Genomic DNA, 21,310 nt, shown 5'->3' with positions numbered 1-21,310 from the left:
CCCCTAACGGGAATGGGCCGCCTCAAACCGCAGAAAAGCCTGCGCTCTAGGCGAACAATGGCCTGCGAAGAAGTCCGGTGCCGGGCAGTCATCGACGATCTCGCCAGCATCAACGAACAGAATCCGCGTCGCGACCTGACGCGCGAATCCCATCTCATGGGTGACGCACATCATGGTCATGCCCTCGCGCGCCAGCTCGGTCATGACCTGAAGGACTTCCTGCACCATTTCAGGATCGAGCGCCGATGTCGGCTCGTCGAACAGCATCACATCCGGCTTCATCGCCAGAGCACGTGCGATCGCCGCCCGCTGCTGCTGGCCGCCGGACAAAGCAATCGGATATTTATCTGCATGCTGCTCCAGCCCGACCCGGCGCAGAAGCGTTTTCGCATGCTCGCGAAGTTCTTCCTTCCCCTGCTTCTGGACCAGACGCGGGGCCAGCATGATGTTGTCCAGAATGCTCAGATGGGAAAATAGCTCGAAGCTCTGAAAGACCATCCCCGCTTTCGCCCGCAGCGCTGAATGATCGGTTTTCGCGGAACGCACGGGCATGCCATCAACGTAGATCTGCCCACTCTCGAACGTCTCCAGCGCATTGATGCATTTGATGAGCGTGGACTTACCCGAACCCGAGGGGCCACAGACAACCACGACCTCCCCTCTGCCGATCTCCGCCGAACAGCCCTTGAGTACCTGAAAGGCGCCATATGATTTCGTCACGGTGTCCAGCGTGATCATGACGGATCTCCATAAAAGCGTGCGGGAGAAAAGATCTCCAGATCGGGACGTTCGGAGCGGCGCAGAACCATATCCGCGACATGCCGCCCCATGGCCGGAGCGAGCGTGACACCATTGGCCGTTACGGCCGTGAAAAAGCCCGGCACGTCCGGACTTTCTCCAAGGATCGGAGCCCCGTCGATATCAATGTTCATCGCAGCCCAGCTCCTGACGACATTCACGGCCCCCAGCGCTGGAACCAGCCTCTGCGCAACCCAGAGATTTCCTTCCAGATTTTCCCGCAGCGGTCGCGGATGCCCGTGTACCGGATCAAGCCCCGCACTCCATCCCCCGCCGATCAGCAGCGAGCCATTCGCGGCCTGTTTGAGCGTGAGATGCCGGCTTGCATGGGCCAGAAGCGAAAAGACCAGCGGAGCCACAGGCTCGGTCACGATCATCTGCAACGGGGCACCGAAAACCGGCAGGCGACGCCCGACCAGCCCAGCGACTTCTCCGGCGTAGGCTCCGGCCGCATTCACCACCGTTCCGGCCGACCAGCGCCTTGACCCCGCACTGACATGAAACCGTGTGCCGTCGGGCTGGATTACGGACAAAGCTGTGAGTTCCTCAACCCGAACGCCCGCGTGTCGTGCCCGCGCCAGAACAGCCTGCGTTGCGGCCATGGGATTTATCTTGCCTTCCTCGGAGCAATACGCCCCGCCCAGAAAACCATCTCTCAGATTGGGCTCGATCCCGCGTAATTCGTCCGATGCCAGAATCCGCGCGTCAACGCCAAGAGCCTGTTCGACCGCGACCTTGCTGCGCAGACGGTCCACGTCGGCTTCGGTTTCCGCCACCACCAGCCCGCCGCTGACCTTGATCTCCAGATCGCGATCGAACGTTGTGCGCAGCGCCTCCCACATGCGGATGGATTCCCGCTGCAAGGCCAGCGTTCGCGCAGGCATGGACGGTCCGTCCGTATCCGCGCTGGCGTCGAACGCCATGAGCTGCGCGTGCAGACTGCCCGCATTACCGCCCGAGGCCAGCGCCCCGGCCCGACCACGTTCGAGCACCACGACACTTTTCCCGGCCTCGGCGAGAAACAGCGCCGTGAAAAGCCCAACGATCCCTCCACCCACGACCACGACATCCACGGTTTCGACAGCGCCGGAAGCCGATGGCCCCGTCGCTCCCAGCCCCGATGGAATGGGAACACGGACATGCCCCCGCCATTCCGGCTTCTGCCGCGCGAGGGCCGCAACCGGAACCGGCCGCAGCGGGATCTGGGGAGCGGTAAAATCCTTTTCGTTTTTCGGGTCCGGAAGCATCTTCATCAGTGAAGCCTGGCAGAACCGCCCCTGACAGCGCCCCATGCCGGCGCGTGTCGTCCGTTTCAGCGTCGCCAGATCGGTGATCCCGTCTTCCGACACGCGTGCCAGGACAGTCCCTGCGGTCACGCATTCGCATCGGCACAGAATGGTCGTATCCTGAGGGGACGGCAGCGAGACAACCGGATCATACAGCTTCCACAGAAGCTCCTGAAAACGCGCATTATCGCGATACATCCGCCGACTGCGTTCCAGACCGGACGGGACCGGCTTTCCTGCCTTTTCCAGAAGTCTGGCCGAGCACAGCATCCCCTGGGCCTGCGCCAGAAAAGCGCCCCCAAAACGCCCGGCCTCACCAATAACGGACACGTCCGCCTGATCGGTCTTTCCGTCGGGTTCTCGGCCCGTCTCGGGATGGGTCACGGGCCAGTTCCGGATCTCCTGTCGGCAGCCCAGAAGCCGTGGCAGTTCGCTGGCAGGAACGAACCCGTCTCCGAGGCAGACAGTCTCCGTCTCGATCCAGCGTTCTGCGCCTCCCTGCTGGTTCACCGCCACCCGCTCGACACGATCCTCGCCTTCGATGCAGGTTACGACGCTTCCCCACAGCACCGGTACCCCGGCGCGGCGCAATGTCGCGAGATGCCGCATCCCGGCGAGCGCCAGTCGGGGGGATTCCGCTGAAAGCCGCGCGGCGAGAAGCGGCCGTTTTACGGGCGCGGGCGCTGAGTCCACGACGGCCACCACATCGGCGCCATGCCGGACCAGTTCCGCCGCAAGCTGAAGATTGAGCGGCCCGTTCCCGGCAATGACGATCCGCCCTGGCGCCACCGCTTCATAAGCGCGCAGCATTGTCTGTCCGGCCCCCGTCGTGATGACACCCGGCAGTGTCCAGCCCGGTCGGGCCGCAGGCGTTTCCTGTGCGCCTGTCGCCACGATGATGTGCTGGGTGCGGATATAGAACGCCTCACCATCCCGCAGCCCACCGATGACGAGTGCGCCCTCTTCGCGATGGGCGCTCCAGACGAGCGTATCGTGCCACAGCCGCGCGCCACTGACCCGCATGGTTTCAATAAGCTGTCGCCCCTTGCGACCCTGATCATCCTGCCGCTCCGGATGCACCGCATTCTGCTTGAAATACTGGCCGCCCGGAATATGCCGTTCATCCACGACGAGAACATCCATCCCGCCACGCGCCAGTTCGGTCGCCGCCACCAGACCCGCCGGGCCCGCGCCCACCACCAACACGTCGCAGGCATGTTCGGCCAGACGTGCCTCCCCCGTCGCCAGACAGGCTGAAACAGCCGCATCTGGAAGACGGTCATTGCTGCGGACCCGCATCCCGTCCCGCACGGGCGTCATGCAGCCCCGGCGGGACATCTGCCCGTCCACCTCCAGCAGACACTCCTGACAGGCCCCGATCCCGCAGAACGGACCACGCTCCGATCCATCCGGCGCCGTCCGGTGCGCGATGCAGCCTGCGGCCATCAGCGCAGCCGTCAGGGTCTGTCCGGGTTTTGCGGAGACGGTGGTGTCATTGAACGTAAAGTTCAGATGGTCCGACATCAGCGCGCATCCTGCGTCGTAGCGGGAAGTTCGATGGCCTCAACTGCTGCGGTTTTCTGCTGGCGACGATAGGGCCGTTCCGCATAATGCTCGATCCGCCGTTGCAGGAAGTCCCATGCCGTCGTCATCAGCAGGTAATACAGGGCCGCCACGGAAAACAGTTCCAGCACCATGAACTGGTCCTGCACCAGGATCTGGCTGCGCTGCATCAGCTCTTCCATGGAGATGACGGACGTTACGCTGGTCGTCTTGAGCAGACCGTTCACCGAATTGCCCAGCGGGGGGATGATGAGCCGGAACGCCTGCGGAAATGCGATCCGCCAGGCGATCTGCCGCTCGCTCAGACCCAGCGCCCGCGCCGCTGCGATCTGGCCGGTTGGCACGGCATTCAGCCCCGCACGGATAATTTCCGCGAGATACGCTGCCTCGTTCAGTGTCAGCCCGATGATCGAACATGCCAGAACACTCAGCCGGATATCCAGCTTCGGCAGACCGGTATAGATTACGACCAGTTGCACCAGCAGGGGCGTACCCCGGAAAAACCAGACATAGAAGCGCGCGGGCCAGGACAGCACACGGTGCTGCGAGCGTTTCATGACCGCAATCAGCAGCCCTAGAAGGAACCCCATCATCATTGAGACGACCGTCATGATGACCGTGATGAGCGCCCCGCGGAAAATATAGGGGCTGCCGAGATAGGTGAAGAAGCCGTGCCAGCTCCAGATCTGCATGTCGATGCCCCGCGTTCGTATCGTGTTCGTATCAGTGCATGTCGGATGGATGGGACGGCCCCGAGACCGTGATCCGTCCGGGAAAGGGGGAGACGCCATAGGGCGCCATGAGGCGTTCCAGCGTTCCGTCCTCACGCATGTTTTCCAGAACATCCGCCAGACGCTGCGCCAGAGCCGGGTCCCGCAGCGCCAGCGCGACGGGCGTGGGGTACAGCCCCTTCAGAATGGGCTTTACGCCACCCTGAAGTGCGTTGCGCCGTGCCACCGCATCAATGGAAAACACCGCCGTCACCTGCCGCGCGCGCAGGGCGGCAAAGGCGATGCCCACGTTCTGGAACGTCTTGATATCAAAGCCCGGCCGTCCGGCGTCCCGCAAGGCCTGATCGGCCTCGCGGGCATGGTGCTCCTCGATCCCGCCCATCTCGACCCCGATCGAAGAGCCGGACAGATCCTCTAGCCGAGTGGGGTGCCGGGCAGAATCGTCGTTGAGAGACACGCTGATCGCCTGAATCTCGTAGGGGATCATTTCCATCAGCCGGGCGCGCTGGGCGGTATAGAACATCCCCGTATTGATGACGTCCCACCGTTTCTCGAGCAGCCCGAGCGTGAGCTGCGCGAAGGACGTCGAGAGCGTGACCGGCTTCAGACAGAGCCTGCGGGCGATCTCGTTTCCAAGCTCGATCCGCATCCCGGCAATCTGCCCGTCCACCGTCACATATTGCAGGGGCGGCAGCGTCGGATTGGTCGCCATGACCAGATGCTGCGGGGAAATCAGTCCCTCAACAGCCTCCGGACACGGCGCGGCCTGCGCTCCAAAAGCGAGCACCGCACAAAGCAGCCCCGCCCCCCGGATCAGACCTGACACAGGGCCGCCCGCCATATCAGGCGCGCTCTTCGAACCGCAGGTCCAGATCGCGGACGATCTGAAGGGCGCGGGCATCATCCGCTTCCGGCAGCGGCAGACGCGGCGCGCGCGGACCACCGACATCGAAGCCCATGTGCTTCAGCAGGGCTTTCGTTCCCGAGACATAACCCTGCCCACCCACGAACTGGATCAGCGGCACATGGCGGAAATACATCTCGCGTGCCTTGCCGATGTCCTTGTAACCGTCACAGAGATTGAAAATCTCGCTCATGACATGCGGCGCTACGTTGGATGCCACTGCGACCCAGCCGATTGCGCCTTCGAGGAAGCTCTCGAAGCCCATGATGCCGCCAAAGACCGAAAGCCGGTCACCACACAGCCGGATGATGTCCCGCACGCGGGTCACATCCATCGTGGATTCCTTGATGAGGCAGCAGTTGTCGATATGGGACAGACGCGCCACGAGTTCAGGCTTCAGATCCACATTCGCCGTGGCCGGGTTGTTGTAGAGCATGATCGGCAGGCCGATCGCATCCGACACCCGGCGGTAATGGACGAACAGCTCGTCATCCGTCGGCGTGGAATAGAACGGGGGGATGATCATCACGCCATCAGCCCCGAGCTTCTCGGCTTCCTGGCTGTAGCGGATCACGTCATAGGTGTTCTCCGCGCCTGTTCCAATGAAGACCGGAACGCGGCCTGCGGCCTGCTCGATGACGGTCTGCGCAACCAGCGTACGTTCGTCATCCGTCAGCGACAGAAATTCACCGGTCGAGCCCAGCGGGATCAGACCTGCGATGCCCTGCGCGATCTGCCAGTCGGTGAAACGCCGCAGTCCGGGGACGTCAATGCGCCCTTCGCTGTCATAAGGCGTGATCATGACGGTATATGTGCCACGAAACTTCATGGGTCTTTCTTTCCTCAATGTTCCGGGTCCGACCGCGATCCGGCCGGGTCCGTGGCGGCATCACCGCCATGGGTATTCATGAACGCCGCAATATCGGGCTGTTGCGCCGCATATCCGCGCCCCGTTCCGACGGCCCTGACCTGACCGTCTTCCAGAAGAACAATCCTGTCCGACAGCGATGAGACGACACCCATCGCGTGGGAAACCTGAATGATCGTCATGCCGTCCTGCGCCAGATCCCGCAGCAGCACGCCGACATCACGTACCTTGTGCGGATCGAGCGCCGATGTCGGCTCGTCCAGCAGAAGCAGCGCCGGGCGGAGCATGAGCGCGCGTGCAATCGCCACACGCTGTTTCTGGCCGCCCGACAGATCGGCTGGCAGCACGTCCGCCTTGTCCGCCAGCCCCAGACGCTCCAATAGCGCGCGCGCTTCGTGCTCGGCCTCCCGACGCGAACGCTTCGTCACAACCGTTGGTGCCAGCGTCAGGTTCCGCAGAACCGACATATGACCGAACAGTCCGTATTGCTGGAACACGATCGCAGCCTGCTCCCGCAGGATGCGGGCAGAGGCCGGGGCGGCCATGTCCACGTTCCGCCCGTGAACGCCCATCTGGCCCTGCCAGACCGGCTGAAGCCCGATCAGCGTCCGCAAAAACGTGGTTTTCCCCGAACCGGACGGCCCGATGAAACTCACGATGTCCCCGCGTTCGGCCTCAAATCCAGCGTGACGCAGGGTTTCGTTTTTCCCGTGGCGGACGCAGACGTCCCGGACATCAATGTACGGCAATGCGTTTCTCCAGCAGGCGGCTCAGGCAGGTCAAAGGATAGGAAATCGCGAAATAGAGCAGGAGGACCACACAGAAGACCTGCGCCGAGGGCAGGCCGCGATTGGTCAGGATCACCCCGGCCTGGCTCAGCTCCACAACCCCGATCTGGGAGGCCAGTGCAGTATCCTTGATGAACAGCACCAGATAGCCCACCGCGGGCGGCACAACGGCGGACATCGCCTGCGGCGCGATCACATACCGCCATCGCGCCCAGAGTGGCAGGTTCAGGACCAGTGCAGCTTCGACCTGCTCCACTGGAACCGTTTTGACCCCGCCATGCAGGATTTCGCAGAGATAGGCCGCCGCAATCAGACCGATGGAGCCAATCGCAACAGCTGTCGCCGACACATCCACGCCCATCATGCCCGTGCAGAAAAAGACGATATACAGCGTCACGATGAACGGAATGCGTCGGATGGTCTGAACATATATCACCGCCAGAACCCGCAGCGGCATCATGCCCCGCATCTCGGACAGGCGAAGCGCCGTGAGGATGACCGCCCCCACAATCCCGAGAATACCGCCACCCAGCGACAGCACGATCGTCCGGGCCATCGCCTGAAGCAGAAGGGTGATGTCATAATGCGAAAATGCGATCATACCATCCGCTCCATCGTGCGGCGGAACAGTGCAAAGACGCCCGTCAGCGCGAAAGAGAGCAGGGCATACAATCCGCCCGTCACGAGCATGACTTCAAGGATGCGGAACGTTGTCGATCCGATATCATAAGCGCGACCCGTCAGGTCCTCGACGCCGAAAATGGACGCCATGGCACTCCCCAGAATCATGATCTGAAAATGGTTAGCCAACGCCGGAAACATCGCACGCCCTGCATAGGGCAGGATGACCCGCAGATAGGTCTGACGCCGGTTCAGCCCCAGCGTCAGCGCAACTTCATGATAGACCGGCGGCACCCGCGCCATACCCGCCCCGAGAATATCCGCCAGATAGGCCGCTGCATTAAGCGTCATGCCGATCACGACTGATAAAAACGGCGAGACCATCAGCCCCATCAGCGGCAGACAGTAGAACACAGCGAAAATCTGGGACAGTTGAGGCGTATTCGTCAGGGCCGTGCTGTAACTGCGGCTGAGCCTGCGCCACGCCCCCTGATTTTCAAATCGCAGAATGGCCAGTGCGACTGCCAGCGACAGCCCGAACGCAAAGGCCAGCGTCGCAATCAGAATAGTTACGCCTACACCGCCCAGCAGAAACGGGAGATGCGCGAAAACAGGATTGAAATCCAATCCCGTCATGGCGCGTGCCCTGCACCGGCGTGATCGAACCAGCGGCGATGGATCTGCTCCAGACGTCCGTCGTGCTCCATCCCGTCAAGGATACCGTTTACATCCGCGCGCAGGGCCACGTCCTGCTGTGACATCCCAATGCAGTCATCTCCTACGGGGGGGGCAAATCCGCGAATGATCCGCCAGTGCACCTGAGCCTGCGACGGCAGGTAGTGTCCGACATATTCGATGACATCCACCATCGCATCGCCACGCCCCTGCGCCAGCGCTCGAATGGCATCGGCATAGCTCTCAAGCAGCAGCATCGGCGCCTTGGGAGCATGCTGTTGCAGATACGCAACCGCCGTCGAGCCGCGCACCTCGATCAGGCGGTGCGCGCCGGATTCGAGATCTGCAAAGGACGCGATGCCCCGGTCCGCAGGCGCAATAACCGCAAACTGTTCGGAATAAAGCGGCCGTGAAAATGCAATGACATCCGCACGTGCAGGCGTCCGTGTCAGACCGCCCAGAACGACGTCAACCTTCCCGGCCATCAGATAGGGAATGCGCCCGCTGGAAGCGAGCGTCACAAAACGCGGCTCAACACCCAGACCCTGCGCAATCGCCCGGCCGATATCGACATCATATCCGACGAGTGCATTGTGATCGTCATATTCCCCAAGTGGGGGCAGTCCGGGTTCCACACCGATATTGATGTGCCCGCTGGCCCGGATGGCGGCACTGTCTCTCGCCTGCACGCCCCCGCCCCACAGGACGACGGATGCAGCACAGACCCCCAGCAGCAGACTGTTCCGGATCGCTCTCAAGAAAGGTTTCCCTGCATGTTGTGCGACTTTGGGGTTGCGGCTACCCGATCACTGATCTAATTCAGATATACGTTCTGTATACGATAGAAAACCCTTTAAAAGAAATTTCTTCTCCGGACAGATCCTGATGGGAAACAAGATGCCTCCTGTAACCTTCACCTTCCTGAACAGCACCATCGAAGGGGTCGAGGGAGAACCGGTTGCAGCAGCCCTCAGACGCGCCGGAATTACGGAACTCGGCCGGTCCGGCGTCGACGGAACACCCCGCGGCGCCTTCTGTTTCATAGGAAGCTGTCAGGAATGCCGGGTCCGCATCGACGGCACCGTCGCCTATGCCTGCAAGGCTCCCGTCCTCCCGAACATGACCGTCACGCCCTATGTCCAGTCCTGATTTCTCTCCCGTTACCGTCATCGGTGGCGGCATTGCCGGTGCGACGTCTGCCATCGCCCTGTCCCGGCATGGCTTCCCGGTCACCCTGATCGACGAACAGCCTGTCGCAGGCGGCCAGATCTTCCGCGCCCCCTCACCCTATGCGCGCAAAATCGTTCCGCCCAATCACGAATTTTCCGGCGGCGACACCCTGCGGCAGAAACTGGCCGCATCAAACGTGGATGTCCGGTTTTCCACGCGCGTCTGGGGCCTGTCGCCCACACTAATGCTCGATCTGCTCGGACCGGACGGCATCAACCAACTGCCCGCCGCAACCCTTGTCGTCGCCAATGGCGCCACTGAGCTTTTCCTGCCTTTCCAGGGCTGGACGACGCCGCGCATCATCGGCCTTGCGGGCGCCAGCATCCTGATGCGCAACGGCGGCACCCTGCCCGGCCAGAGCGTCGTGGTCGCGGGCTCGGGGCCGCTCCTGTTTTCCGTCGCCCATCAGGTTCTTGAACTGGGCGGCAGGGTCGTTGCCATCGTGGATGCCGGTCATCGTTCGGACTGGCTGCGTCTTGGCGCCATGCTGTCGCTCGACCCGGCACGCCTGACGCAGGCCACAAGCTGGATGCTGCGTCTCAAAAAAGGTGGCATCCCGATCCATCATCGCGCCCACATTTCGGAAGCGCAGGAAACAGAAACCGGCCTGCGCCTGACCGTTACAGAAATGGATCATCCCGAACGACGCCACGTTTATGCGACTGAGGCCGCAGCCTGCGGATATGGTCTCAAGCCTTCCACTCTCATCACCCGCACGGCGGGCGTTCAACACCGTCACGATCCGGTTGGTGGCTATCTTGAGCCCGTAACGGACGGCGCAGGCCGCACCAGCCGTCCCGATCTTTATGTCACGGGGGACGCTGCCGGAATCCGTGGCATGGCCGTGGCCCGTCTGCGGGGCCTGATCACGGCCCATGCCATCGCCCATGACCGGGGCGTGATTTCCACAGAAGTTTACAAGGCGCTGACACGCGCGCCTCTCCGTCAGCGCCGTCGCCTTGAGGCTGTCTCGCGCCGGATGCTGCCTCTGATGAACGCCGGCAGCGCCATTCCCGCCCATCTTCAGGACGAAACCATCGTCTGCCGCTGCGAACGCGTGAAGGCCGCGACCCTGCGTTCCGCCATTCAGGCCGGAGCCGAAGACCTGAATCAACTCAAGGCCTGGACACGCTGTGGCATGGGCCCGTGTCAGGGCCGCATGTGTGAGGACAGCGCACGCAGCCTGCTGACAGCGGCCTGCGGCAAAACCCCGGAAGAGGCAGGCAGCTTCACAGCGCGAATGCCCTTCTTTCCCCTCCCGCTCACAGCCGTGACCGGAGATTTCACTTATTCCGATATTCCTCTTCCGAAGGCAGCCCCCCTATGACCCAGGCGCTGCACACCAGACCCGATGTCTTTGATACGGTCGTCGTGGGGGCGGGCGTCATGGGCGCTACAACTGCGCTTTTCCTTGCCCGCGCTGGCCAGAAAGTCGCCCTGATCGACCGGGAGGACATGTTCAGGGCAGCATCCGGCGTCAATGCTGGCACCCTGACCCTGCACATGACCCGTGCTCAGCTCATTCCGCATGCCATCCGCGGCCGCGAGATGTGGCTCGACAGTGCCAACTGGCTCGGGGAAGACGTCGGTGCCCTCGCCACACCCGGCCTGTCCATGGCGTTTACCGAAGCCGAAGAAGAGCTGCTGCGTCAGCGCGCGCGCGTCCGACAGGAAATGGGTGCGCCGATTGAAGTCCTGTCAGCCAAAGAGACCATCAGGATCGAACCCGGCATAAACCCGACCCTCCGGGCCGCCGCCTACTGCGCGCTGGACGGCCATATCCCGACCTATCGCGTCGGTGGGGCCTATGCCCGCGCCCTCAGGCAGGCCGGGGTCACGATCATCGAGAACAGTCCGGTCGAGGGCATCAGCCCCGCTACTGGCGGAGGCTATGAGGTCCGGATTACCAGCCGCGCGCACCCCGTACGGGGCCGCAGAATCGTGCTCAGCACCGGGGCCTGGCTCGAAAAAATGCTGGGCTGGCTCGGATATGACATTCCGATCCGCTGCCTCATCAACCAGCTTGTCGTCACGGAAACGCTGCCGCCCGTCATGAGGAGCGTTCTGAGCATTGCCAACGGCCTTCTGTCTCTCAAGCAGTTTGCCAATGGCAGCGTGCTGATCGGTGGCGGCTGGCAGGGCGAGGGCAACATCCATCAGGGCGGTACCCGCGTCATTCCTGAAAACCTGCGCGGCAATGTCCGTCTGGCTCAGCACGTCGTCCCGCGCCTCAACGAAGCGCAGATCCTGCGTGTCTGGCTCGGTCTCGAATCCGAAACGCCGGACGCCATGCCCCTGATCGGCGCCCTGACGCCAGATGAAGATGCCTTTGTCGTCGGATGCGTCCATTCCGGATTTACGAGCGGGCCATATATGGGGCGCCTGCTTGCCGAGCGCATTCTAGGGGGCGACCCGGATCTGGGCGCGTTCGACCCTACCCGCTTTTCCTCCCTTCCCGCCACTGGAACACGCCCATGATCCCCGCTTCCCCCACGCCATTCCGGGGCGTATATGCCGCAACGCTGGTGCCCTTTCTGGAAGACGGGACGCTGGACGTGGCGCGCTTTACACAGCACCTGTGGGACTGCACCCGTGCCGAAGGCATCGTAGGCATCCTGTGCAACGGTCATGCAGGCGAGAACCATCTCCTGACCCGCGAGGAAAAGCGCCGCGTCGTGGAACTGGCCGCCGACACCATCGGCAAGGACCGCATCATCGTCTCGGGCATCCTGTCCGAAGACCTCGATGAAGCCTGTCTTCATGCCCGTGATGCCATCGCGGCCGGAGCGGACGCACTGCTCGTGTTCCCGCCGTTTTCATGGGCGGTGTCGCAGGATCATGACGCCATCATCGCCCATCATGCCGCTATCTGCGAGGCCGTCGATGCCCCGATCATGCTGTATCAATCCTCCGTCGGCAGCGGCGGCATGGCCTATTCCCTCCCCATCCTTGAAAGCCTGCTCAGGCTCCCCGGCATCGTCGCCATCAAGGAAGGAAGCTGGGAAACCAACGCCTATGACAAACACCGCAGGCTGGCCGCGCGCGTGGCCCCGCATGTGGACGTCATGGCATCGGGAGACGAACATCTCCTGCCTTGCTTCGCCATTGGAACGACCGGCAGCCTCGTCAGCCTAGCGGCCATCCTGCCCGTCTCGCTCGCTAAACTGTGGCGCGCGATGGAGAACGATGACCTGCCCGCCGCGCGCAGGATCCATGATGCCATCCAACCGCTGGCGAACCTGATTTACGGTCGTGCGCCCTCGGGTCGGGCCACGCTGCGTCTGAAGGCCTGTCTGGTCATGCAGGGCAAATGGCCCTCCTGCCGCACCCGCAAGGCTTCTGATATCATCGCCCCCGAAGAATGGCAGGAGCTGTCAGCAGCCTTGCACGATGCAATGGCACTGGAAGGACCGTAATGGGCGATTATATGGTGGCCGAACGCGAGCTGAATCTCGCGGAACTGGCCTATACACAGATCCGGCGCATGATTCTTGAAAAAGAACTTCCCGGCGGAATGTCCGTCGTGGAGGGGCGCCTGGCGGATCATCTCGAGATCTCGCGCACTCCCGTTCGCGAGGCCCTGATGCGACTCGCCGCCGAGGATCTTCTGGTCAAGCAGGGCTCGCGCTCGTTTGCGGTGCGGAACGTCTCGGCTACCGAATTCTTTCAGGGCATCCATATCCGCGAGATCCTTGAAAGCGAAGCCATCAACCTGTCATTCGACAGGCTTGATCGCAAAGTTCTGGAAAATCTCCGCCGTGAAGTCATCGAACTTGGCGAGACGCCCGAGCAGACGGCTGCACAGTGGCAGCTTGATGACCGGATCCATCTGATGTTTCCCAAAGTCTCGGGCAACACGGTCCTGCTCCGTTCCATCAACGAGCTGCGGACCCTGACCCGTCTTTGCGAAGTCAGCTACCCGCTCGGGCGCGTTCCCGCATCCACGCGCGAACATCTGGCCATTCTGGACGCGCTGCTCGACGGCGACAGCACCGGCGCGCGCGAAGCCATGGTCATGCATCTGCGCAATGTCGCGACAGACTGCATGGACATTCTCAGGGGCGGCTGACCACCCCTGCCCATTTCAGGAGAAACCGTCATGACGACTTTTGACATCGTTATCCGCAACGGCATGATCGTGACCGCCACGGATAAATATACTGCCGATATCGGAATAAACGGCTCAAAGATCGTCGATATCGGTTTCGACCTGAAAGGCCATGAGACGATTGATGCCACCGGCCTGCTCGTATTGCCGGGCGGGATTGACGGTCATTGTCATATCGAACAGGAAGAAGCCGACGGCACGATCCATGAAGACGATTTCGTCTCCGCCACCGGATCGGCACTGCTGGGCGGAACCACAACGGTCGTCTGCTTCGCGTCCCACATCCCCGGCCGGGGCCTTGTGGAGCAGTTCGACGCCTATCGCGAAAAAGGCGGCAATTCCCGCATTGATTTCGCCATCCACCAGATCATCACCCGCACTGACGAACAGACCATCCGCGACGAAATTCCCGTCGTGGCCGAGCGCGGCGCTGCAGGGTTGAAGGTCTTCATGACCTATGACGATTTCCATCTGACGGACGGCCAGTTTCTTCAGGTTCTGGAAGCCGCCCGCAAAAGCGACATCATAGTATCCGTCCACTGCGAGAACTATGACGCCATCCGTCACCTGATCCTGCAGCATCTTGCGGAAGGCCGCACCGAGCCGCACGGGCACGCAACCTCGCGCCCGCCCGCCGTAGAGCGTGAAGCCACATACCGCGCCATGACGATGGGCGAACTGGTTGACCAGAAGATCCAGATCTTTCACGTCTCCTGCCCCGAAGTCGCCGAAGAGATCGCCCGCGCACAGTCCCGGGATGTGAAGGTCGTAGCGGAAACCTGTCCGCATTACCTGACCCTGACGGAAGACGACCTCAAGCGGGACGGTTTCGAGGGGACGAAATATATCTGCAGCCCGCCTCTACGCACGAAAGCCGCTCAGGACGGCATGTGGCAGTATCTCCGCAGCGGCGTCATCAGCATCATTTCTTCGGATCACTGCGGCTATACGTTCGATGGCGCTGTCGGTAAGGGACGCCACGGCCGGGATGCGGATTTCTCGCTGGTTCCCAACGGTATGCCGGGCCTCGGAACGCGCCTGCCGGTCTTCTACGATGCCGCCATCAACGGCGGAAAAATCGACCTGACGGACTTCGTGCGTCTGACCGCCACCACCCCGGCCCAGCGCTATGGGCTCTATCCCGAAAAAGGAACGATTGCTCCGGGTTCGGACGCGGATCTCGTCCTGTGGGACCCGAAGAAATCCGTCACGATCACCAACGCCCTGTTCCAGAGCAATATCGACTACACGCCTTATGAAGGGCAGCAGGTTCAGGGGTGGCCGGTCAAGGTGTTCCAGAGAGGCGTGCTGGCCATGGAGAACGGCGCCGTCACCGCCCAACCCGGCACGGGACGCTTCCTCAGGTCACGCCGGGGCTGAGGCTTTCGCCCCAGCCTCATGAGTGAAGGCCGACTTACCGGTCGGCCAGAGCCGGGTCAGCGAAGCGGCGGTTTTGCAGAACCGGAAGCACGCGCCGCGCATGGGCAATCCGCTCGCGATCCAGTGTGGCAAAACCCAGGGCGGGCGCTTCACCCAGCGCGAGCGCAATCACGCCCAGCGGATCGACCACCATACTGGCACCGCAGTTGCGCGCGCCACATTCACCGACCGCCACGACATAACAGGTGTTCTCCAGAGCCCGCGCCACGGCCATGATTTCCCAGTGCCGTTCCTTCATCGGGCCTCTGACCCAGGCTGCGGGCAACAGTATGGCCTCGGCTCCCGCCAGAGCGAGATGGCGCGCCAGTTCTGGGAAGCGCACATCATAGCAGGTCATCAGACCGACCTTCATGTCACCGATCTGCACGACGGGCGGCAACTCCAGCCCCGGTGATGTCCGCTGGGATTCCTTCATGCTGAACGCATCATAGAGATGCAGCTTGCGGTACTGTGCGATGAACGCCCCGTCGCGCAGGACGAACTGCGTATTGTAGAACCGTCCGTGCCCATCCGGCACATTCACACATCCCGCCACGGCAATGCCCTGACTGGCGGCGCGCAGTCCTTCCATGAACGGGCCGTCCAGTGGCTGTGCCGTCTGGGGCAGAAGCTCCGGATTGTTGATGTCCTGCGCCAGAATGCCTTCGGGCAGAAGCAGCAGTTCAGCGCCGCCCGCCTTTGCCTGCGCGATCAGATCCAGACATTGCCGCTGGTTGGTTTCCCAGTCCGGCGCAACAGCAAACTGTCCCAGAGCAACTTTCATCATCGCATTCCATTTTCCAAAAGAGTGGACACACGCCCAAATCCGTTCTCCCAGCATGCCCGACCCATACGTTACGGTGAAGATGCAGGAGGTTGATACTTTTTATTACAGGAACAGATTCCTCAAACAGGAATCAGGAAAAAATAAATTCTAAAACAAATTGAGATAAATGAAACATAAATTCTAAATAACGTAATGTATTAATAATATTAATCAGCTTATTTTGCTAAATTTTTAGACAAATTTTATCGAAATTCATCCTGATTTTTTCTTCCTTCAGCTCGAATCAACATTCTCATCTTTAAAAAAGACTTCACGATTCCGTTATGTTGGTCATGCCCCCTCCGAAAATATTGTCATTTTCCCGCGCATCCCTGCGGTTTCCGCGCTTCTGCCATTCCTCTGAAAATATTTTTAAGAGCTATCGGGCCCGGCTTCATGCACATGCTCGTGACATCTTTTGACACGGGGGATTACTTGATTCTGTTCACCTTTCACATGCTGCGATCCCTGCGCTATTCGGGACGCGGCTCCCTGTTTCTTGGAACGGCTCTGGGTGCACTCGCACTGAGCGCACCAGCGCGGGCAGACGACGATATTGTTTCGAAAATGGAACAGGAAATGAGCCGCCTTCAGGCCGCTCAGGCTCATGTCCAGGAAGAACAGCGCGCCATCAATCACGACATGGCCATCCTGAAAGAAGAAATCGCCCGGCATCATGCTTCCGGCGCATCTACGGCGCGTGCGAGTTCCCCCCATGCCGAACAGACCGCCTCCCAGGAAAATCGCTCAGGCCGCCTCACGACGGCCTCGCTGCACCGTCCGGGAATCAAGGCGAACGCCCCCCTCAATCCTCCCGCCTCCGAACGTGAGATGACGGCCGCCTCTGGCTATGAGCCAATGCGTGGCGCCCATGCGCGGCGCGACAGGGTCTCTCTCTCCCCGACCGGACGTGCCTTGGTCGACACCGACAGGGGATCGGAACTTGCCGTCGTGGGACATCGCGCCGAAGACGTGCTTGTTCATTTCGCGGAAAACGGCGTCGGCCCCCATCCGCGTGAAACGCTCGGCGCGCAGGCTGCGGGCGCTGTTGGCGATCATGGGGTTTTCCATCTCGGTCGCGTCACGCTCATGCTGGGTGGGTTCGTCGATACTGCCGCCGTGCTCGAAAACCGTCATATCGCTTCGGACACGTTCAATTACTGGCAGGACATGCCGTATCCGAACGAGCCGCGCTATCACACCAATAATTTCGACGGGGGTGCACGTTACAGCCGCCTGTCCCTGCTGGCGCGCGGCAATATTGATTCGGAAGCGACGATTTCCGGCTTCTTCGAGTCTGATTTCGGCGCGGGTGCGGTCACGACCGACCCTTACGAGAGCAACAGCTATTCCTTTCGTATGCGTCAGGCCTATCTCGCCTATGACGACAACAAGGAAGGGTGGCATTTCCTGGGCGGTCAGGCCTGGAGCCTCCTGACGCCGGGTCGTGCAGGTATCGTCGCACGTCAGGAAAGCCTTCCGGAAACGATCGAGGCGTCCATGCTCGCAGGCCAGACATGGTCCCGGCAATGGCAGGTCCGCATCGTGAAGGATTTCTTCCATCACCGCCTGTGGACCGGCCTTTCCATCGAAAACCCTGCCACGCTGTATGATACGACCGGCTTTTCAAACACGAACGGCGCTGTTGCGATGCCCAATGGCTCGACCGTCACGATCGGGGAAAACGGCGTCGGTCTGACCAATGATACGACCAATTTTTCCAATGAAATCGCTCCTGATGTCATTGGAAAGGTCGCTTACGATCCGGTCTGGGGTCACTACGAAATGGAAGGCATCCTGCACTTCCCCCATGACCGCGTAACCATGGGCCATACCGGCCATAACAACACCGCTGTCGGCGGAGGAGCGGGTGGTTCCATGATCCTGCCTCTCATCCCCGGCAAACTGGAACTGCGTATGGCTGGCCTCGCGGGCTGGGGCATCAACCGCTACGGTTCCGTCCTGCTCCCCGACGCCACGCTCAAGGCCAATGGCAGCCCCGATCCGCTTTTCGGCATCCAGGCGCAGGCAGGCATCATCGCGCATCCCAATCCGCGGATTGATGTGTACGGCTATTTCGGCACTCAACGCGTCGGCCATTCCTATTTCAACGAAAACGGCGGGTCTTATGGCTACGGTAACCCTGCCTATTCCAATGCTGGGTGCCTTCAGGAACTCTCCGCCCTGTCCTGCACGGCCAACACGCGCGGTGTGTCCGAAGTCACGATCGGCGGCTGGTGGCGTTTCTTCAAGGGCAAATTCGGAACTGTCGAGGCGGGCACACAGCTTGCCTATGCCCAACGCCAGATCTGGTCCGGCATTGGCGGCGATCCGCATACCAGCATGAGCCAGATCTTCTTCGACTTCCGCTACCTGCCCTTCCAGTAAGAGCCCTCCGCACCGGACAGACCTACTTCTGCTCCGGTGCTTCCTGATCGTCGCGGCCAAAGAAACGCGCATAAAGCGTCGGCAATACGAACAGCGTCAGGAGCGTGGAAGAAATCAGCCCTCCGATCACGACAGACGCCAGAGGCCGCTCGACTTCCGCGCCCGATCCCCCCGAAAACGCCATCGGGAAAAAGCCCAGACTGGCTACGGATGCCGTCGCCAGAACGGGCCGCAACCGGCTCCGCGCGGCCTGAAATGCCGCATCCGCCGCTGCCAGTCCCTGTTCCCGGAACACGCGGATCTGGCTAACCAGCACAACACCGTTCAGGATCGCTACGCCAAACAGCGCGATGAACCCGATCCCCGCCGCAATGCTGAAAGGCAGCCCACGCAGCGCCAGCATGAAAATGCCGCCCGTCGCCGCCATCGGCAGGTTGGCAAACACGAGTGACGCCGCGCCGAACGATCCCAAAGCCGCCACGAGCAGCAAAAAAATCAGCGCCAGCGCGATCGGCACGACGATGAACAGACGGTGCAGCGCCGATTGCAGATTGCGGAACTGCCCGGCCCAGACCATCCGGTAGCCCTGTGGCAGTTTCACATTCTGCACCACCGCTTTTTGCGCGGCCGCCACGAACGAACTGACGTCCCGCCCGCGGATATTGGCCTGAACGATCACCCGGCGGTGGATGTTGTCCCGGTCGATGCGCGGCACGCCATCCGACAGCACGATATCCGCGACCTGTGACAGCAGAACCCAGCCCTTCCCATCCGCACGGCGCACCTGCAGATGGCCGATCCTGTCCGGCGAACTGACCGCATCCGCCCGCAGACGCACCTGCGTGGGAATGATCGCCCCCTGCACCGTCACGGGCTTGCCGACATGACCGCCGACGGCCTCCACCACCGCCAGAATATCTGGCACCGCGACCCCGAGGCGGGCGGCCGCATCGCGGTTGACGTCGATATGCAGGAAAGGCACGGTCCCGCTTCCCTGCAACGCCACATCCGCCGCGCCCGGCACGATTTGCAGCGTCGTGACGACCTCTCCTGCAATCCGGTTCAGCTCCGACAGGTCATCGCCATAGATCGAAATCGCAAGCTGTGTCCTGACCCCGGCGAGCAAATCGTCCATCCGCATCTGGATCGGCTGCGACCACGAATACGCCGCATCCGGCAGGGTTTTCTGCAGGGTGTCATTGATTTTCGTGACCAGTTCCGTCTGGGTGGACGCCGTTTTCCACTCGTCGTGGGGACGCAGGAAAACGAACGTATCGGTCTCGTTCGTCCCCATCGGGTCGGTCGGGATCGCCGCCGTTCCCGTGCTGCTCACAACCGTCCGGACTTCAGGGAAAGAACGCAGGATCTTTTCCTCCGCCGTCACGCTAGCCAGCACCGTCTCCAGCGAGGCTCCGGGCAGGCGCGTCGAGGTCACGACCAGCGAGCCTTCCTCAAGCTGCGGCACGAACTCGCCACCCAGCCGCCCACCGATCAGCACCGCCGTGATAAATGCGACACCCGTGACGATCAGCAGTCGCCCGCTATGGTGCTCGGTCCAGCGCAAAGCGGGCTCGTAATACCGGCGCACGGTCCGTACGAAAGCGGTCTCCCGGTCCGCCTGGACATTGCGCATCAGCATTGCTGCAAGAACCGGCACGCAGACGAAGCAGTAAACCAGTGAGGCCAGCAGGGCCATAATGACTGTCTGCGCCATCGGCCGGAACATCTTGCCCTCGATGCCCTGAAGCGTGAGCACCGGCAGATAGACCATGATGATGACGAAAATCGCAAAACTCACCGGCCGCACCACGGCGCGCGCAGCCTCCGCCGTCAACGCGGCAAAGGGCTTTCCTTCCCGGTTCTCGCCGCGCTCGACCATGATGTGTTCCACCACGACGAGCGAGCTGTCCACGATCATCCCGAAATCAATCGCGCCCAGGCTCAGCAGATTGGCCGATACGCCAAACAGCCGCATCCCCGCCATCGCCGCGACCAGGGACGCCGGAATGACGGACACGATCACCAGTGCCGCCCGCCAGTCTCCCAGAACGACCACCAGCACAAACAGCACCAGAGCCGCACCGATCAACAGGTTTTCCTTGACCGTATGGATCGTCTGGCCCGTCAGATCCGCCCGGCTGTAAAACGACTCCAGCGTGACACCCGGCGGCAGGGACTGGCGGATCGTCGGCAGAACATGCCGGATCGCATCCAGCGTCGCATTTGAACTTGCGCCGGTCTGCATCATCACGACGCCAATGACTGCCTCGCCCTGCCCGTCGCGCGTCACGGCTCCAAGCCGCGTGCGGGGCCCTGCGGACACAATGCCCATGTCGCGCAGCCGGATCACATGACCATTCGTGCCAAATTTTACGGGTATGGCGCCAAAATCCGCCAGACTGCCCACGAGCGCACGCCCGACCACGACATTCTGCTCGGCATGATGCGCAATCCAGCCCCCACCCGACGAGGCATTATTCGTGTCCACGGCCTGAACGATATCGCCGATCGACACACCGAACGCCCGCATCCGCGCCGGATCAACCGCCACCTGATACGTCTCGACCGACCCGCCATTGACGTTGACATCCACCACGCCCGGCACCAGCCGGAGCTGCGGTACGACCGTCCAGGTCATGAGACGGTTCAGTTCCATCAGCGACAGACCGCCACCCCGGATCTGAAGCTGCATGATCTCGCCCATGCCCGTTGCGAGCGGCCCCATCGACACACTTACGCCCGGAAGCGTGATGCTGTCCCGCGCCGCCTGCAGCCGTTCCGACACCCGCGCCCGGTCCAGATCAATATCCGTCGCATCATCGAACTGGAGATAGACCGCCGACACGCCCGTCCGGGACACAGACCGCAGATCCGTAACGCCCGGAATTCCGGTCAGGCTGGCCTCGACGGGGAAGGTGATGAGCTTCTCGACCTCTTCCGTCGCCAGTCCGGGTGCAGTGACCGAAACCATGACCTGTTTGGGTGAAATATCCGGTACCGGCTCGACCGGCAGTCCCGGCACGGTCATAATCCCGCCGATCATCAGCGCGACAAGCAGGCCCAGCAGGACAAAACGGTTGGACTGGAAAAAATGCAGCATGAAAC

General features: G+C 61.8%; 18 protein-coding genes. 7 read left to right on the top strand and 11 right to left on the bottom strand.

Going from position 1 to position 21,310, the window contains the following annotated elements:
* Positions 1-3 precede the first annotated feature (3 nt).
* Genes HK22_RS02835 through HK22_RS02795 form a run of 9 tightly spaced genes read right to left on the bottom strand, consistent with a single transcriptional unit; the run spans position 4 to position 8,992 of the window.
* Positions 4-738 (bottom strand): amino acid ABC transporter ATP-binding protein, encoded by a 735-nt coding sequence (locus HK22_RS02835; RefSeq protein WP_077802231.1) that lies wholly within the window; start codon positions 736-738, stop codon positions 4-6.
* Entirely contained in the window at positions 735-3,608 is a 2,874-nt protein-coding gene (locus tag HK22_RS02830; protein ID WP_086648252.1) for an FAD-dependent oxidoreductase, read from the bottom strand. The genes HK22_RS02835 and HK22_RS02830 overlap by 4 nt, the downstream gene beginning before the upstream one ends.
* Positions 3,608-4,339 (bottom strand): amino acid ABC transporter permease, encoded by a 732-nt coding sequence (locus tag HK22_RS02825; protein WP_062109172.1) that lies wholly within the window; start codon positions 4,337-4,339, stop codon positions 3,608-3,610. The genes HK22_RS02830 and HK22_RS02825 overlap by 1 nt, the downstream gene beginning before the upstream one ends.
* A gap of 31 nt (positions 4,340-4,370) precedes the next feature.
* Complete coding sequence (locus tag HK22_RS02820) at positions 4,371-5,219, bottom strand: transporter substrate-binding domain-containing protein (protein WP_233142344.1); 849 nt, start codon at positions 5,217-5,219, stop codon at positions 4,371-4,373.
* Between the two features lies 1 nt (position 5,220).
* On the bottom strand, positions 5,221-6,111 hold the full coding sequence (locus tag HK22_RS02815) for a dihydrodipicolinate synthase family protein (RefSeq protein ID WP_062109174.1): 891 nt from the start codon (positions 6,109-6,111) through the stop codon (positions 5,221-5,223).
* 14 nt (positions 6,112-6,125) lie between these two features.
* Positions 6,126-6,899 (bottom strand): amino acid ABC transporter ATP-binding protein, encoded by a 774-nt coding sequence (locus HK22_RS02810; protein ID WP_086648251.1) that lies wholly within the window; start codon positions 6,897-6,899, stop codon positions 6,126-6,128.
* On the bottom strand, positions 6,886-7,539 hold the full coding sequence (locus tag HK22_RS02805) for an amino acid ABC transporter permease (RefSeq protein WP_086648250.1): 654 nt from the start codon (positions 7,537-7,539) through the stop codon (positions 6,886-6,888). Before HK22_RS02805 ends, HK22_RS02810 begins: the two co-directional genes overlap by 14 nt.
* Complete coding sequence (locus tag HK22_RS02800) at positions 7,536-8,195, bottom strand: amino acid ABC transporter permease (protein ID WP_086648249.1); 660 nt, start codon at positions 8,193-8,195, stop codon at positions 7,536-7,538. Before HK22_RS02800 ends, HK22_RS02805 begins: the two co-directional genes overlap by 4 nt.
* On the bottom strand, positions 8,192-8,992 hold the full coding sequence (locus HK22_RS02795; protein WP_086648248.1) for a transporter substrate-binding domain-containing protein: 801 nt from the start codon (positions 8,990-8,992) through the stop codon (positions 8,192-8,194). Before HK22_RS02795 ends, HK22_RS02800 begins: the two co-directional genes overlap by 4 nt.
* A gap of 127 nt (positions 8,993-9,119) precedes the next feature.
* On the opposite strand from HK22_RS02795, the gene HK22_RS02790 reads away from it, so the two are divergent.
* Genes HK22_RS02790 through hydA form a run of 6 tightly spaced genes read left to right on the top strand, consistent with a single transcriptional unit; the run spans position 9,120 to position 14,952 of the window.
* Complete coding sequence (locus HK22_RS02790) at positions 9,120-9,383, top strand: (2Fe-2S)-binding protein (protein ID WP_086648247.1); 264 nt, start codon at positions 9,120-9,122, stop codon at positions 9,381-9,383.
* Positions 9,370-10,791 (top strand): FAD/NAD(P)-binding oxidoreductase, encoded by a 1,422-nt coding sequence (locus tag HK22_RS02785; RefSeq protein WP_086648246.1) that lies wholly within the window; start codon positions 9,370-9,372, stop codon positions 10,789-10,791. The genes HK22_RS02790 and HK22_RS02785 overlap by 14 nt, the downstream gene beginning before the upstream one ends.
* On the top strand, positions 10,788-11,942 hold the full coding sequence (locus HK22_RS02780) for an FAD-binding oxidoreductase (protein WP_086648245.1): 1,155 nt from the start codon (positions 10,788-10,790) through the stop codon (positions 11,940-11,942). The genes HK22_RS02785 and HK22_RS02780 overlap by 4 nt, the downstream gene beginning before the upstream one ends.
* Complete coding sequence (locus tag HK22_RS02775) at positions 11,939-12,880, top strand: dihydrodipicolinate synthase family protein (protein ID WP_086648244.1); 942 nt, start codon at positions 11,939-11,941, stop codon at positions 12,878-12,880. Before HK22_RS02780 ends, HK22_RS02775 begins: the two co-directional genes overlap by 4 nt.
* Complete coding sequence (locus tag HK22_RS02770; RefSeq protein WP_233142342.1) at positions 12,880-13,533, top strand: GntR family transcriptional regulator; 654 nt, start codon at positions 12,880-12,882, stop codon at positions 13,531-13,533. Before HK22_RS02775 ends, HK22_RS02770 begins: the two co-directional genes overlap by 1 nt.
* A 30-nt stretch (positions 13,534-13,563) precedes the next feature.
* Positions 13,564-14,952 carry a dihydropyrimidinase gene (gene hydA, locus HK22_RS02765; protein WP_086648243.1) on the top strand — a complete coding sequence of 463 codons (1,389 nt, stop codon included), beginning with the start codon at positions 13,564-13,566 and terminating at the stop codon, positions 14,950-14,952.
* A 34-nt stretch (positions 14,953-14,986) separates the two neighbouring features.
* Here the strand turns inward: hydA and HK22_RS02760 are convergent, their stop codons facing one another.
* Positions 14,987-15,778, bottom strand: coding sequence for a deaminated glutathione amidase (locus HK22_RS02760; RefSeq protein ID WP_062031686.1), 792 nt, complete (start codon positions 15,776-15,778; stop codon positions 14,987-14,989).
* Between the two features lie 495 nt (positions 15,779-16,273).
* On the opposite strand from HK22_RS02760, the gene HK22_RS02755 reads away from it, so the two are divergent.
* Complete coding sequence (locus HK22_RS02755; RefSeq protein ID WP_369827196.1) at positions 16,274-18,205, top strand: hypothetical protein; 1,932 nt, start codon at positions 16,274-16,276, stop codon at positions 18,203-18,205.
* Positions 18,206-18,227: 22 nt separating this feature from the next.
* On the opposite strand, the gene HK22_RS02750 is transcribed toward HK22_RS02755, so the two are convergent.
* Complete coding sequence (locus HK22_RS02750; RefSeq protein WP_086648242.1) at positions 18,228-21,305, bottom strand: efflux RND transporter permease subunit; 3,078 nt, start codon at positions 21,303-21,305, stop codon at positions 18,228-18,230.
* Positions 21,306-21,310 lie beyond the last annotated feature (5 nt).

This window comes from Gluconobacter sp. DsW_056 (assembly GCF_002153595.1).
GTDB lineage: Bacteria > Pseudomonadota > Alphaproteobacteria > Acetobacterales > Acetobacteraceae > Gluconobacter > Gluconobacter albidus.
Note: the sequence above shows the minus strand (reverse complement) of the source record. Positions and strands in the feature narration are given on the sequence as shown.